At 57.0% G+C, this 14,870-nt stretch carries 13 protein-coding genes and 1 pseudogene; 7 read left to right on the top strand and 7 right to left on the bottom strand.

Annotation, left to right across the window (positions count from 1 at the left end; translation table 11 throughout):
• Window positions 1–37: 37 nt before the first annotated feature.
• Both K6958_RS03225 and opgB read left to right on the top strand, forming a co-directional pair.
• Window positions 38–1,537 carry an FGGY-family carbohydrate kinase gene (locus K6958_RS03225; protein WP_249893310.1) on the top strand — a complete coding sequence of 500 codons (1,500 nt, stop codon included), beginning with the start codon at window positions 38–40 and terminating at the stop codon, window positions 1,535–1,537.
• Between the two features lie 147 nt (window positions 1,538–1,684).
• Window positions 1,685–3,973 (top strand): phosphatidylglycerol--membrane-oligosaccharide glycerophosphotransferase, encoded by a 2,289-nt coding sequence (gene opgB / locus K6958_RS03220; RefSeq protein ID WP_249893309.1) that lies wholly within the window; start codon window positions 1,685–1,687, stop codon window positions 3,971–3,973.
• Here opgB and K6958_RS03215 read toward each other — a convergent pair.
• Entirely contained in the window at window positions 3,951–5,018 is a 1,068-nt protein-coding gene (locus K6958_RS03215; protein ID WP_249893308.1) for a LacI family DNA-binding transcriptional regulator, read from the bottom strand. The genes opgB and K6958_RS03215 overlap by 23 nt on opposite strands.
• A 201-nt stretch (window positions 5,019–5,219) precedes the next feature.
• Between K6958_RS03215 and K6958_RS03210 the strand changes: the two genes are divergently transcribed.
• From K6958_RS03210 to K6958_RS03190, 5 genes are all read left to right on the top strand, one after another.
• The gene (locus K6958_RS03210) at window positions 5,220–6,038 is read left to right on the top strand and encodes an ABC transporter substrate-binding protein (protein ID WP_434085188.1); all 819 of its coding nucleotides are present in this window, start codon (window positions 5,220–5,222) and stop codon (window positions 6,036–6,038) included.
• Window positions 6,039–6,116: 78 nt separating this feature from the next.
• Window positions 6,117–6,947, top strand: a complete 831-nt coding sequence (locus K6958_RS03205; RefSeq protein WP_249893307.1) for an amino acid ABC transporter permease — start codon at window positions 6,117–6,119, stop codon at window positions 6,945–6,947.
• Window positions 6,937–7,710 (top strand): amino acid ABC transporter ATP-binding protein, encoded by a 774-nt coding sequence (locus tag K6958_RS03200; protein ID WP_249893306.1) that lies wholly within the window; start codon window positions 6,937–6,939, stop codon window positions 7,708–7,710. Before K6958_RS03205 ends, K6958_RS03200 begins: the two co-directional genes overlap by 11 nt.
• Entirely contained in the window at window positions 7,710–8,780 is a 1,071-nt protein-coding gene (locus K6958_RS03195) for a Gfo/Idh/MocA family protein (RefSeq protein WP_249893305.1), read from the top strand. Before K6958_RS03200 ends, K6958_RS03195 begins: the two co-directional genes overlap by 1 nt.
• A gap of 41 nt (window positions 8,781–8,821) precedes the next feature.
• Complete coding sequence (locus K6958_RS03190; RefSeq protein WP_249893304.1) at window positions 8,822–9,949, top strand: NAD(P)/FAD-dependent oxidoreductase; 1,128 nt, start codon at window positions 8,822–8,824, stop codon at window positions 9,947–9,949.
• A 95-nt stretch (window positions 9,950–10,044) separates the two neighbouring features.
• Here K6958_RS03190 and K6958_RS21165 read toward each other — a convergent pair whose 3' ends face one another.
• The 6 genes and pseudogenes from K6958_RS21165 to K6958_RS03160 all read right to left on the bottom strand — a co-directional run bounded on the left by K6958_RS21165 (window position 10,045) and on the right by K6958_RS03160 (window position 14,866).
• The gene (locus tag K6958_RS21165; RefSeq protein WP_277614715.1) at window positions 10,045–10,566 is read right to left on the bottom strand and encodes an RcnB family protein; all 522 of its coding nucleotides are present in this window, start codon (window positions 10,564–10,566) and stop codon (window positions 10,045–10,047) included.
• 366 nt (window positions 10,567–10,932) lie between these two features.
• The gene (locus tag K6958_RS03180; RefSeq protein WP_249893303.1) at window positions 10,933–11,253 is read right to left on the bottom strand and encodes a DUF1493 family protein; all 321 of its coding nucleotides are present in this window, start codon (window positions 11,251–11,253) and stop codon (window positions 10,933–10,935) included.
• Window positions 11,247–11,701 (bottom strand): annotated as a pseudogene (locus K6958_RS21200) (STM2901 family protein). Before K6958_RS21200 ends, K6958_RS03180 begins: the two are co-directional and overlap by 7 nt.
• 204 nt (window positions 11,702–11,905) lie before the next feature.
• A complete protein-coding gene (locus tag K6958_RS03170) occupies window positions 11,906–12,673 on the bottom strand; it encodes a class I SAM-dependent methyltransferase (protein ID WP_249893301.1) in 768 nt (255 codons plus the stop codon).
• A 102-nt stretch (window positions 12,674–12,775) separates the two neighbouring features.
• Window positions 12,776–13,786 carry an SIS domain-containing protein gene (locus K6958_RS03165; protein WP_249893300.1) on the bottom strand — a complete coding sequence of 337 codons (1,011 nt, stop codon included), beginning with the start codon at window positions 13,784–13,786 and terminating at the stop codon, window positions 12,776–12,778.
• A gap of 18 nt (window positions 13,787–13,804) precedes the next feature.
• On the bottom strand, window positions 13,805–14,866 hold the full coding sequence (locus tag K6958_RS03160) for an SIS domain-containing protein (RefSeq protein WP_249893299.1): 1,062 nt from the start codon (window positions 14,864–14,866) through the stop codon (window positions 13,805–13,807).
• Between the last annotated feature and the right edge of the window lie 4 nt (window positions 14,867–14,870).

The following is a 14,870-nucleotide window of genomic DNA, read 5'->3' as shown; positions in this document are numbered from 1 at the left end:
ACGGAAAGCTTTCCGCCCGTAAACGCGAGGTATTTCGATGAGCCATTGCTTACTCGGCATTGATGCCGGCAATACCATGATCAAAGCCGTGCTGTTCGACAGCAGCGGCCAGGTGCTGTCGGTAGCGGGCTGCGCCGGCGAAACCCACCGGTCGCAGCCGGGCTATGCGGAACGTCCGCTCACCGACGTTTGGCACGGCGTGCAGCAGGCAGTGCGCGACTGTCTGACGCAGGCGGGCGATGCGGCGCGGCGGGTGATCGCCGTTGGCGCGGCCGGACACGGCAACGGTCTCTACGCGCTGGATAAACATCAGCAGCCGCTGCTGGGCATTCAGTCGATTGATATGCGCGCCACAGGCCTGGTCAGCGAACTGGAGCAGCAAGGCAACGCCGCGCTGATCTGGCAATGCGCGCTGCAAAAGCCCTGGCCGGCCGCCACGCCGGTGCTGCTGCGCTGGCTGAAACAGCACGACCCGGCGCGTTACGCCCGCCTCGGTCACGTGCTGTGCGCCAAAGACGCTATTAATCATTTCCTGTGCGGCGCCATCAGCGCCGACTATTCAGACGCCGCTGGCGCCGGGCTGATCGACTATGCGCAGCGCGGCTACAGCGCGTCGCTCATGGCGCTATATGGCCTGGAAGAGGCGCTGCCGTTGCTGCCGCCGCTGCACGAATCCTGCGCGGTGGTCGGCCTGGTTACGCCGCAGGCCGCCCGCTTAACCGGGCTGCCGGTCGGCATTCCGGTAGTAGCGGGCATTTTTGACGTGGTGGCGAGCGCAGTCGGTTCAGGCGTGGTCAACTGCGGCGAAGCCTCAATTGTCGCCGGCACCTGGAGCATTAATCAGGTGGTGGTAGATAAGCCGGACTATCCGCGCCCGGTATTTATGAATTCGATTATTGAGCGCGATCGCTTTATGGCGATTGAAGCCAGTGCCACTTCTGCCGCCAATCTGGACTGGTTTGTGCGCGAGTTTGATGATGGGCGCGGCGGCCAGGGCGCGGTGCGCAGCAGCGATCTGGTGGCGCAGGTGCAGCCCGATATGCAGCTGCCGCTGTATCATCCCTATCTCTATTCCGGACGCAAAGCGGGCCCGGCCAGAGCTGGTTTTTACGGGCTTGGCGGCTGGCACACCCGTGCTGATATGCTGTTTGCGCTGTTCGAAGGCGTTACCTTTGCGCATCGCGCGCATATCGATCGGCTGCACGCTGCCGGTATCCCGTTCAGCCAGGCTACGCTTTCCGGCGGCGCAGCGCGTAGCGCCGTCTGGCCACAGATGTTCGCCGATGTGTTGGGCATTCCCATTCGTGTCGCCACCTGTATGGAAACCGGCGCGCTGGGCGCGGCGATATGTGCCGGCGTCGGCGTTGGGCTCTGGCCAAACCTGGCCGCGGGCGTGACCCAGGCGGTGCAGCTTAATCCTGGTGTGCTGCTGCCGGATGAGGCACGTCACGCTTTCCACTCAAAGCGTTATCAGATGTTTAAAAAGCTGGAATTGGCGATGGATGACCTCTGGCATGAGGTGGCGCCCGATATCTGAATTTTCGCACCAGGCACGGTTGTTGTGACGTCGTGTATTGCAGCGATGTGACAGTCAGGATAGATTGAAAAAATTCTGTAACATCCCAGCTAACTTAACGCGAGTCTGGCGCTTTCCTGCCGCCCGTTTCCGCATGAGGAAATTCCGTTGTCTGAACTTTTTTCAGTCATTCTGTTTGTGGCATCGATTGTCATTTACGCTTACAAGGCCGGGCGAAACACCTTTTGGTATCTTTCTTTGTTGCTGGTTTTAGGTCTGTTTATCATCCTCAACGCCACGCTTTACGCCAGCAACTATTTTACCGGGGAAGGCATTAACGATGCGGTGATCTATACGCTTACCAACAGCCTGACCGGCGCGGGCGTCAGTAAATATGTGCTGCCCGGCATCGGGCTGGTGCTGGCGCTGTTTCTGGTCTTCTGTCTGCTCTCCTGGCTGTTGCGGCGACGCGGTGACCGGCCGCACCACTTCGGCTATAGTCTGCTGGCGTTGCTGCTGGCGCTCGCCTCGATTAAAACTACTCCAGCCTTTCAGCAGGTTAGCGATTTAATCGTCTCTCAGACGCGCAGCGGCGAATCTGACTTTGCGCAGTGGTATCACGAGCCGCAAAAGCAGATCGCGAAGCCCACGCTTAACCTGGTCTATATCTATGGCGAAAGTCTGGAACGCACTTACTTTGATGAACAGGCTTTTCCGAAACTGGCGCCGGAGCTAAGCCGCCTGAAACGGCAGCAGGCACTCGATTTCGCGCAGACCGAGCAGCTGCCCGGCACTGAATATACCATTGCCGGTATGGTTGCTTCGCAGTGCGGTATTCCGCTGTTCGCGCCTTTTGAGGGCAACGCCTCGGCCTCGCTTTCCAGCTTTTTCCCACAAAATACCTGCCTTGGCGATATCCTGAAAAATTCCGGCTATCAAACCTGGTTTATGCAGGGCGCAGACCTGCGCTTTGCCGGTAAAGATACCTTCCTGAAATCGCACGGCATCGAGCATCTTTACGGCCTGCAGGAGTTAAAAGATCAGGTGGCCGACCCCGCCTATCGCAACAACTGGGGCTTTTATGACGATACGGTAATGGATGAGGTATGGCAGAAGTTTGAACAGCTGTCGCAGCAGAAACAGCCGTTTGCGTTGTTTACCCTGACGGTAGATACCCATCATCCTGACGGATTCATATCACGCAGCTGTCAGCATAAAAGCTACAGCTATGAAGGCAAACCCAACCAGTCTTTCAGCGCCGTCGCCTGTAGTCAGGAGCATGTCGCCCGTCTGATCGATCGTATTCTGGCGTCGCCGTGGGCGAAAAATACCCTGATCGTGGTCTCTTCCGATCATCTGGCGATGAATAACACCGCATGGAAATATCTCAACGCCCATCAGCGCGATAATCTGTTTATGATTATTCGCGGCGACCGCGCGCAGCCGCAGCTGCTGACCATGAAGCGCAGTTCGCTGGATAACGGCGCAACGGTGCTGGATCTGCTGGGCGGCGATAAAGCCATTGGCCTTGGCCGCAGTTCGCTGTCGGATCGCTCGCTGTCGGAGCAGTTCGAGATGAAGAAAAAGGTGCTGGAATGGAAGGCGGATGTGATCCAGCTATGGGGCTTCCCAAAGCATATCGAGCGCTTTAGCGTCGATCAGCAGAAAAACAGCATCAGCTTCTCTGGTGCGCACTTTAGCCTGCCGCTGTTGCTGAAAATCGGCAAGGATAAAGTCGAACCGCTGCCGGAAGGCGAATATGCCGCGCCGCTGCGCTATCAGCTGGCCGATTTCGCCGCCGGGGATAAATTTGTCTGGGTGGATCGCTGCTTTAAGATGGCGCGTCTGTGGCAGCCTGCGCTGGCGATTTCCACCGATCTCTGTGTGGCGCAGGGGCAGCTGGGCGCGCAGCCGCAGGTTCAGCATATCGATAAGGCGAACTGGGAAAGCGCGGTCACCATCCCGCAACAGCCGCTGGATCAGCAGCGCTGGCGGCAAAACGTCGCCGCATTGAAAGTCGCCGACCATGACATTCGCTATCAGGCCGACAGCTTTAAATTTGACGTGCCGGGCGCGCCGCTGGCGGTAAAAGATTTCAGCGGCATTTCCCGGCCTGAAGCGTGGGGGCGCTGGTCTAACGCCAACCTGGCGCCAGCGGTGACGATTGAGTATGCCCAGCCGCTGCCGCCGCGTTTTGACATAGTGATCCGGGCGAAAGCGTTCGGCCCGAATGCCCAGCGCCCGATCCCGGTGCGCGTGGGCAGCCAACAGCAAATGCTTACCCTGAGCCACGAAGTCAGCACGGTAACGCTGCATTTCACTAATCCTGAAGGCAGCCGCCAGCTGGTGTTTACCCCGCCGGAGCCGCAGCTCTCCAACGAAGGGAATATTATCGGCCAGGATCCACGCAAGCTGGGGATCGGTCTGGTGGAAATTAACGTGGTGCCGGGCCAGTAGATCCGCGCCGAATATAGCGTGTGGCGAACTCCGGCATCGCGCCGGGGTCTTCGCCGCGAATCTGAGCGATAATACGGCGCGCCGCCTCGCAGCCCATTTCATAGACCGGCTGCGCAATCACCGACAGCGGCGGCGAAACGATCTCCGTCCACGGAAAGTTATCGTACATCACAAACGAAAGATCCTGCGGAATGCGCAGGTTGCGCAGATGGAACTCACGCAGCAGCGCCTGGGCAATCAGACTATCGGAGGCGATCACCGCCGTAGGCGGCGCGGCGTCGTCAAATAGCTCGCCAACGATACGCGCCACCGCCGCATCATCCAGCGCGTTGGGCTTAATCAGCGCCGGGTCGAAAGGCACACCCGCCACGCTGAAGGCGCGCTCCATTCCGCCGATACGCTGGGCAACCGGCGTCAGGCCCATATCCTCCGGGCGGCGATAGGGTTCGCTGGAGTTCATGCTGGTCACGTAGGCGATGCGCCGGTGTCCTGCTTCCAGCAGCTCCTGCGTCGCCTGCTGCGCCGAGCGGGTAAAATCGACGCCGATCACCTCAACCGCCAGATGATAAACCGCGCGGTCAAACAGCGTCAGCGCCCGCCCTTCCGTCAACACCTGAGTTAAATGGGCGTTATCGTCGGCCGCAGAACTGCTGGGCGCGACGATAATCCCATCCACCCGCTTTTCCAGCATCACGCGCACCGCCTCCTGCTCAATGCTTAGCTGCTCATCGCTGTTGCTAAGGATCACATGATAGCCGGCCTGACGCGCCACGTCCGAGATCCCGCGTAACGCCAGGCCGAAATGCGGGTTTTCAATATCCCCGACAATCACTCCCAGCGTGTTCGAGCGGCCGGTATTCATGCTGCGCGCCAACTCATTGGGGCGGTAGCCGAGCCGTTCCGCCGCCGCCAGCACCCGCGTCATCACCTCATCGCTGACGGAGCCGTAGCCGCCCAGCGCCCTGGCCGCCTGCGCCTTTGATACCTTCGCCTCACGCGCTACATCAGCAGCGGTTGGCGCTCTCCGCAAATTTGTGCTTGTCATAATTAATTCGAATCACAGGTTGAAGGATCGATCATTGACGGCTCTGAAAGGCTGTGCTTAATATCACTGTAACTGATTTGAGACCGGTCTCACAAGCGGACTTATCCCTTATCAGCACCTGCATTGAGACCGGACTCATACTAATTAATCGTCCCCGGTTTCAATAGTCGTTGATGTTTAGACAACAAAAACGGACTGCTTATGAAATCGCACAACATCCTGTTCAGAATGGCCGTTGCGCTCATCGCCTCGGCTTCAATCGTCACTCTCTCTGTCCCGGCCAGCGCGGCGGACAACAATCCCTATGGACTGATCGAACCGGGTCATATGCGCGTTGCCAGCCTGGGCGATGCAAAACCCTACACCTTTACCGACGCCGCAGGCAATTTTACCGGCTTCGATATTGAGTTTTTTACGAATGTCGCCCACCGCCTGGGCGTGAAACAGGTCGACTTTATCGGTCAGGATTTCTCCGGCATTTTGCCGGCGGTGGCTAACGGTCAGTATGACGCCGGCGTGGCGGCGATCGGCATTACGCCGGAACGCGCCAAAACCGTAGATTTTACCACTGGTTACCTGGCCGGCTATCTGTCGGTGCTGACGCGCAGCGATACCGGCATAAAAGGCGTCGAGACGCTGGCGAAACGGCGCATGGGCGTGGTGCAGGGCACGCTGCAGGAAAGCTATGCGGCTAAGCATTTTCTACAAACCGATCTGGTGCGCTTCCCTGATAACAATGCCGCCATCTCCTCACTGAATAACGGCACACTGGATGCTGTCTTCCTCGACTACGAGGCGGCTAAAAGCTATGCCGACCGCTTTAAACTGGTTCACGCGGCAGATATTCCCTCCTTTGATGCGCCTGCCGGCATCGCAATCGCTAAACAGAAACCGCAGCTAAAAGCCGCGCTGGATAAAGCCATCAAAGAGGCCATGCAGGACGGCACCTGGAAACGCCTCTATGAGAAGTGGTTCCCGGGTTCGCCGATGCCGAAACAGTACCTGCCAGCCGCGCAGTAATACCGCCTGCTCAGAGAATAGCCCGATCCACCGGGCGGGGCGCTTGCGTCCCCGCCCCTAAAAAAGCGAGTGCTTACTATGGACCTGTTCGAGATTCTGTCGCGTACCTTCTTTGATTTTCCCTCAATGCTGGCGGTTTTTCCCCAGCTGCTGGGCACGGGTTTAATCAATACGTTGATCATCTCCCTTGCCGCCACTCTGTTGGGCACCACCTTCGGCCTGATGCTGGCGCTGATGGCGATCTCCCCTTCGCGCTGGTTGCGCTTGCCGTCGCGTATCTATACCGATCTGTTTCGCGGCCTGCCGTCGATCTTAACCATCCTGCTGATCGGCCAGGGCCTGGCGCGCTTCAGCTATCAGCTGTTTGGCCCTACACCCTATCCGCTTGGTATTTTTGCCCTCAGCCTGATCGCCAGTGCCTATATGGGTGAGATTTTCCGCTCCGGCATTCAGAGTGTGGAAAAAGGCCAGCTGGAAGCGTGCCGCGCGCTGGGCATGAGCTACGCGCGGGCGATGGCGCTGATCATTATTCCGCAGGGCATCCGCCGCGTGCTGCCTGCGGTGGTGAACCAGTTTATCTCCATTATTAAAGACTCTTCGCTGGTCTACCTGCTGGGCCTGATGGTGGGGCAGCGCGAGCTGTTCCGCGTGGGTCAGGATGCCGCCGTCCTCACCGGTAACCTGTCGCCGCTAATGCTGGCGGGTCTGTTCTATCTGGTGATCACCGTGCCGATGACCCACCTGGTCAATGTCATCGATGATCGCTACCGCAACGGCCGCCGCCGCGCCAGTGCGCCGCAAAGTGGCCTGAAAGAAGTTGATGAAGTGCAGCAGCAGAGCGGAAAAGCGCTGGCGGCTGAACGCCCTGCCCCTCTCACCCGCCATCGGGAGCAACAGTATGCTGAATAATGCCTTAGCCGCCGACCACCAACAGGAAGCGGCCTTTCACGGCGCCAGCCTTGAGCTGCGTAATTTGACATTGGCCTATGGCGATATTGAGGTGCTGCGCAATGTCTCGCTACAGATCCCGGCGGGCACCACCACCTGCATTATCGGCCCGTCCGGCTCCGGTAAATCGACGCTGCTGCGCGGCATCAACCGGCTACATGAGCCGAAAGCGGGCGATGTACTGCTCTCCGGCCGCTCGGTACTGAAGGATAAGCCGGACGCGCTGCGCCTGCGCATCGGAATGGTATTCCAGCATTTCAACCTGTTCCCCGACCACTCCGCGCTGCAAAACGTGGCGCTGGCACCGTGGAAAATCAAAAAGCTGCCGAAACAGCAGGCGATGGCGATCGCCCGCCTGCGGCTGGATGAGGTGGGATTAACGCAGCGCGCCGATCACCGTCCGCGCGATCTTTCCGGCGGTCAGCAGCAGCGCGTCGCCATTGCCCGTGCGCTGGCGATGGACCCGGAAGTGATGTTGTTTGACGAGGCGACTTCGGCGCTCGATCCAGAACTGGTGAAAGGGGTGCTCAACCTGATGGCAGACCTGTGCCAGCGCGGCATGACCATGGTGGTGGTCACCCATGAAATGGGCTTTGCGCGCAAAGTAGCCGATCAGGTGGTGTTTATGGATGAAGGAGAGATCGTAGAAACCGGCACGCCGGAAGCGATCTTCGAACGTCCGCAGTCGGCGCGTCTGCGTCGCTTTTTATCGGAGGTGCTGTAATGGCGCTGCTGCAAGGAAAAATCCGCACGGCGGTGGTGGGGTTCGGCATTTCCGGCCAGGTCTTTCATGCGCCGCTGATCGCCGCCGATGCGCATTTTACGCTGAACGCGATCGTTACCGGTGATGCTGAACGCCAGGCGCAGGCCCGGCAACGCTACCCCCAGGCGCGCCTGGTAGAGAGCTGGGATCAGCTGTTACAGCAGATAGACGCGGGTGATATCGAGCTGGATCTGCTGGTGCTGGGCACGCCGCCGCAGGGGCATCGCGCCCAGGCGGAGGCCGCCATCGCGCGCGGACTGCATCTGGTCATTGATAAGCCTTTTGTTGCGCACAGCCGGGACGGCGAGGCGCTGATCGCCGCCGCTCAGGCTGCTGGTACGCTGCTGACGGTGTTTCAAAACCGCCGCTGGGATGGCGATTTCCTGACGATAAAAAAACTGCTGAGCCAGGGCGCGCTGGGCGATATTCGCAGCTTTGAATCACGTTTTGAATGGTGGCGGCCGCAGGGCTTCGGCAACTGGCGCGACCACGCCGCTATCGCGCAAGGTGGCGGCCTGCTGCTGGATCTGGGCAGTCACCTGATCGATCAGGCGCTTCAGCTTTTTGGCCCGGTCGCCGACAGCTACGCTGAACTGACGCGCCATACGCAACCTGCGCTTTCCGATGCCGACGAAGATAGTTTTGTTTCGCTGCTGCACGTTAGCGGCGTGCGCACGCACCTGTGGATGAACGGGCTGGCGGCGCGTCAGGGGCCGCGTTTTCACCTGCTGGGCAGCCGGGCGGGCTTCAGCAAATGGGGCCTGGATAATCAGGAACCGGCGCTGGCCGCGGGCATAACGCCACTTGATGCCGCCTGGGGAGAGGAAGAATCGAGCCGCTGGGGCACGCTGACTCAGGATCATCAGGATCGCATCATTAAGACCGAGCGCGGCGACTATCCCGCCTTTTATCGTCTGCTGGCGAATGCGCTGCTGGAAGGCGCGCCATCGCCAGTAGAAGCCGCTGATGCGCTGGCGACGCTGCGCCTGATTGAAGATCTCCATAACCGTTACGCCGTCCGCAACGCCTGAAACGGACAGCCTGTTTTCTTACCTGAATAAGGATTAACGCTATGTCACTGGAAAATAATCAGAAATCTGTTGTGGTGATCGGCGGCGGCGCGATTGGCGTCTCCAGCGCGGTGCATTTGCTGCGCCAGGGCGCGCAGGTGACGCTGGTTACCGAAGCGGCGCTGGGTTCCGGCGCCTCAGGACGCTCGCTCTCCTGGCTCAATTCCGCCGGCGAACGCGCCCATGAATATCATATGCTGCGAATGACGGGTATCGATCGCTACCGTACGCTGTTTGCCCGCCATCCCGATCTGCCCTGGCTGCGCTTTGACGGCGGTCTGTACTGGGCGGCGGATGACGATCGCGGCACACAGGCGCGTCACGCTTATGAAAAAGCGCACGGCTATGATTCCGCGCTGGTCAGCCCGAAAAACATCGCGGATTTTACGCTGAATATCGCGCCGCAGGCGCTGGCCGACAGTGCTATTTACAATGCCGGCGAAGGCTGGGTTAGCCTGCCGCATCTGATCGGCTGGCTGATGGAAGAGTTTCATCAGCGCGGCGGCAAGCTGATTGAGCATGCCGGTAAGGTCGCGGTGAAAACCGATGCCGACGGACGCGCCAGCGGCGTCAGCACCGCGCGCGCCGGTGAGCTGGCGGCGGATAACGTGCTGGTCGCCTGCGGGCCGCAAACGCCGGATGTGGTTGCACCGCTTGGTGTCACTATCCCCAACGGCTCGCCGGTCTCGATGCTGGTGCTCACCGACCCTGTCGATACGCCAATTGATGTAGTGATGAATACGCCACGCGCCGCCGTGCGGCCTAACCCGGGCAATACGCTGGCGGTGGATCATGACTGGTATGAAGAACATATTTCTGTTGTTGGCGATGGCGAATACCGTATACCGGAGCCGGTGGTACAGGAGCTGCTGGATGAGGCCAGCAAACTGATCGCCGGTCAGCCGGCGCTGCGAGCCAGCGGCTGGAAAATAGGTTTGAAGCCGATCCCGGGCGATGGCAATCCGGTATTTGGCGAGCTGCAAAAGGTACCGGGCTGCTTTGTCGCCTTTACCCACTCCGGCGCGACGCTGGCGCTGATTGCCGGTGAGCTGCTGGCGGAAGAGATCGTCAGTGGCGAGCCGCACCCCATGCTCGCTACCTTCCGCGCCGAACGCTTTAGCCAGGCTTAAATCACCGGTTAAAGCTGACCCGACACAAGATGCTCTCTGTTAAAGGTTAAAACAGGAGAGATTACTGGCCAGCATTGCTGCTGGCCGGTAATCGATTAATGGAAGAAAATATCGCCTGATTTGGCTTTAATGATTTTGCCGTCGGCATTGGAAATCAGCACATAGTTGCCGCCCATATAGGTCCAGTGACTGCCGGCATCCGGCGCAGGCAGGTGACGTTTTTGCCATTCGGTAATTTCATAGCTCTTCGCCCGATATTTTTCCGGCACCTGAGAGCCCACCGTGTAGCGCTGCGCATCGCTAAAGAATTCGGTCACTTCATACGGCTCTTTCGGTTGCTGCTGAGCCGCATCTGGCGCCGCCGGGTCAACCTGCGGGCGGGTTTGCGTCGGGTCCTGCGGCACCGCTGATTCTGGCGCGCCCTGAGTTTGCATCTGCGTTGGGTCCTGCTGAGCCGGCGTCTGTGGCACGCCCTGCGCTGGGTTCTGCTGGGCTGGCGTTTGCGGCACGGTTTCCGCCGGCGCAGCCTGCTGCTCGCCTTCCGCCTGGGCAACAGAAGTGAATGCCAGCGCGCCGATCAATGCGCCCGAAAATAAAATTTTAGTGGTGTTACGCATAGTTTCTCCTGATTTCCCTGCCCTGCTGTTGCGGGCGCTTATTCTTAGTGACAACAAATTAACCCTGGTTACGCCAGCAGGCACAACTTTTATTGTGAACTTTGTTGTCAAAGGTCGACCAGGCTCCGGCTTCAGGCGGCGTTGCCTGTTCGGAACAACGTTTGCACCCAGAGGATCTGACTGGCCTGCACGGCTGGTTACTCAGCGGCAGGAGCGGGCGGGATATCATGTCGGATGGCGGTTTACTCAGCGGCAGGAACCGGCGGGAAAACAATGCCGGGCGGCGGTTTACTCAGCGGCAGGCTATCGGCGAGCATCAAATCAGAAAACGTGACGTACAGGCACAGGCTCCGCTTGCGTGCTCAGCTAATCGTACAACCAGCGGCCCGCTTTGGCTGATTCAATAAACATACGTATGGTGAGGGCGGATTTATCCAAATTTTGATTTTTGCGCTTAAAAAACGAGATTTCCCAAGGATAGTAGTTTCGCAGTGAAAAATTTTCTGGGCTTACATTAAAATGTTGAAAATAAGCCTCTGTCATATCGACAACATCGTCCCATTCATGCAGGCTCTGTAATGGCTCATCTTCATCGATAACAACCTTTTTCAAAAGCAACGTTGTTACCACCGGCAATTTTTTTTCAATAAACTGGCGGACATCTTTTTCCAACGTGTTGTTCACCATACTTTATCCTCTGGCCTTGCTAACAAGTTGTAACAATGAAGGGTTCTGTGAGTGATCATTGTAATATCAGTGACTAAAAAAACCCAGCCAAGGACAGGGACAGAACGTCCAACAAATGCGCCCAAATTATTAGTCCATTTGATCTTCAAGCCTCGCATAGTAAATGATTTCTTTGTTAATGTAGGTAAGACATTTCTTTTGAATTGATAGCTTAGATGTTTGCGAAAAAATAGTGATGCAGGAGATGTTCCACGCGTTGCCGTGATCGGTTTCCCAGGTATTTCAATACTATTGTCACCAGGGATTATGCCCGCAACACCAAAAACATCACTAACACCCAGCTGTTTTCTGTTTCCTCAAGCAAAATCCAGAAAATCAATTCATAGTTAGTTAGATTAGGTAACCCGTTATAAAAATACGTTCCGTTAAGTTCTTCTGTGGTATCCATTTCACGCTACCCCTGTAATCCCGCAACAATCCAGACGCTTAATATAACGTTCCCGACCCCTAATTATGAATTGAAGTTTTATATTTTTGATACATACCAAAATTTATTTATAGCAAACAAGTCCCTCTGGCAAGGACCGCTAATAACCCTTCCGCATTAATCACTTATTTAATTGCGGCGGGCGAGCGCCTCACCCGCCGCTTCTCAACTTTTACGTGAGCAGCAAACAATATAATTCATATGTTTTCGCTGAGCGTGGAAATAGCGCAGCATACTTAGAAAACGCTGCCGATTTTCCCGATTTTTCATTCCGTTAAAAATAATCTTCCCGGTTCTTAACAGGCCTTCGTCTTTAATCATGCCGCGTGGCGACATCAGCGTCATTTTACCGTTATGGGTTTGTACCTGGCTAAAGCCACTCTGCCGAAACAGCTGCTGCCAGTGCGCTTTACTCATTGGACTAACGTTAGATTTTATTACCTGCTGCAGCTGGCTATCCGCACTAACCGGCAGCGGCCCGTGCGTTAACATAATATCGTGCGTTAACAGGCAGCCGCCGGGTTTTAATACGCGATAATATTCCTGTACCAGACGCTGTTTCGCTTTATCCGCATACATGGTGAGCATGGCTTCATTAATCACTACGTCAAAGCTGTTATCAGGAAAAGGAAGATGGTGCGCATTGGCTTCGCTAAGCTGAATACGCTCGCTAAGTCCGGCGCCAGCGACATTGTCACGCGCCTTGCTCAGCGCCTGCTTATCCATATCGACAGCGTGAACATGGCAGCCGAAACGGGAAACCAGCTCGATCGCCGTCGTGCCCATATTACAGGCAATCTCCAGCACCCGGCTTTGTTCATTCAGCCCCGCCTGCGCAATCAGCCATTCGGTCGCCTCAGCGCCGCCGGGACGCAGCCGGGTTTTGCCCAGGCTGGCCAGAAAAGTGTGCCCTGCTTTATTACTGTCAGACATGGTTATTTCACCCATAAAAAAAGATGCATCTATTATGCACCTTTTACCGGGCGAAGTTAAACCAGAAGCCGCCCTCTCCGGTACAGGAGAGGGCAGCGGGCATTAATAATCAAACTGGCGGTAATAGCGGCGGATGTTGAGATCGTGGCCGGTATAGTGCTCGAAATGCGCCGCCAGACGATCCACCAGCAGCGTTGAGGCTACGCAGGGGGCGACAATCCAGCGGAAGGCATCATCTATCCCGGTCAGGCGATAATCACGCGGATCGATCACCACCACATGGTCGCTGATCTTACGGGCAAACGCCTCAACCCGATCGTCCAGCGTTCGACATTTGCCCTCGCCTTTCACCAGGAACAGCGGCACCTCTTTCTCCAGCAGTTCCAGCGTGCCGTGGAAAAACTCCGCCGAACTGACCGATTTGGTGCGCTTCCACTGCATCTCTTCCAGGATACACATCGAGAAAAGATAGACTTCGCCCCACATCTCCGCGCCGCCGATCCACATCATATAGTCACGGTCATGATAGTGACGGGCAATCTCATCGGCACGCGGATCGAAATCACGCTTGGCCTGCAGCAGATTCTCCGGTAACAGCTCCAGCTGGCTGGCGAAACGGTCATAATCGGCAAATTCGCCATTCAACGCCACCAGACGGAAGAACAGCCAGTACAGCAGCATATATTCATATTCCACACCATTTTTATGGCGCATCGGAATATGCCAGCTGGCATTGCTGGCCAGCGGCGAATCTTCATTTTTAGTAATGGCGACAACGCGAATACCCTGCGCCTTACACCATTGCGCAATCGCCACCGATTCTTTGGTATCGCCCGATTTAGAAAGCGTAATCACCACCGAATCTTTATTTAATTTTTTGTTGCCCTTATTAATTAATTCTGCGGCCTGTTCGGTATAAACCGGCAGCGAAGTACACTCTTTCGCGAACTCATTTATTGCCATCATAGGTGCCAGCGAGCCGCCTACCGAGGCAAAAAATAGATTGCTGTAACCGGCCTGATGAATATTTTCCGCTACCTGTTCGGCGATTTTACGCGCAGCGATGATCTCACGAGCACTGGTCAGGTACTCGTCCTGATTAAAACCCAACATATTTTTTCTCCTGAGGAATTAAATTTTGCTTTTCAGCACCTGGTCGAAATCGTCAAATATCCGCACGCTTAAATTAATGCCTTTTAGCGTAGCTACCCGATAAGCCATGATTTGTACCGGCACGATTAATAACAGCGGTGCCAGTAGCGGATCGATCGCGGCATTCAGCCCCAGCTGGTTATCGCTGCTTTCGCCCTGCGCGCTGAGGGTAAAGGCCGCTTTAACATGCGGTCGCATATAGTCGCGCAGCGCGGCAAGGCGCGGATGCGGCGCATCCTCAATAAACAGCATCACATGCGCGTTATTTGCCTCCAGATAAGGGCCGTGCATATAGGCTTCCAGCTCAAAGCCGCTCGACGGACAGCGCACCGTCTCAGTGAACTTGGTCTCGAACTCTTGCGCCACGCCTACCAGCCCACCGTAGCCGACAGCGACATAGCGCGGCGCGGCGGCGAGCACCGCCTGATGTTGGCTAATAAACGCATCGGTGCGGCGTATTACCTCCGGCAGCCGCTGCGTCAGATCGCGCAGTGCGCTTAGCGTGTTGTCGCGATCGCTGGCATCCAGCCTTCCCTGCGCTTCACCGGCCAGCATGGCGATCAGCAGCAAGTTCAATACCGTGGCGCTAAAGCCCAGGGTCACAAAGCCGACCGGCTCAATGCCGCAGTTAATATCCAGCACCGCATCGGCCTCACGCGCCAGCGGACTGTTGCTGTCAGCGGTCAGGCAGTAGACCTTGCGCCCCGCCGCCTGCGCCTTGCGCTGCGCCACCAGCGTGGAGTGGCTTTTGCCGCTCTGCGACAGCGCGATCACCCAGTCGGTAGCCTCATCAAACCGCTCATAATGGGTAAAGGGATACGGTTCCTTGATCTCGACCTGAATATTCGCCCACTGGCTGAAGGCGAAAGCGGCGCACTGGGCAGCATTCAGCGACGATCCGGTAGCCAGAATCAGCAGGCGTCGCAGCGGTTTTTGCGCCAGCAGCTGCGCTACCGGAGCCAGCTTGTGCGGATATTCCTGCAGAATACGCGCCAGCACCTCCGGTTCGCGTTCGATACAGTTCATCATCGTGACCGACATCGTT

This window comes from Mixta hanseatica (assembly GCF_023517775.1).
Lineage (GTDB): Bacteria > Pseudomonadota > Gammaproteobacteria > Enterobacterales > Enterobacteriaceae > Mixta > Mixta hanseatica.
This window is presented reverse-complemented; position numbering and strand designations above follow the sequence as displayed.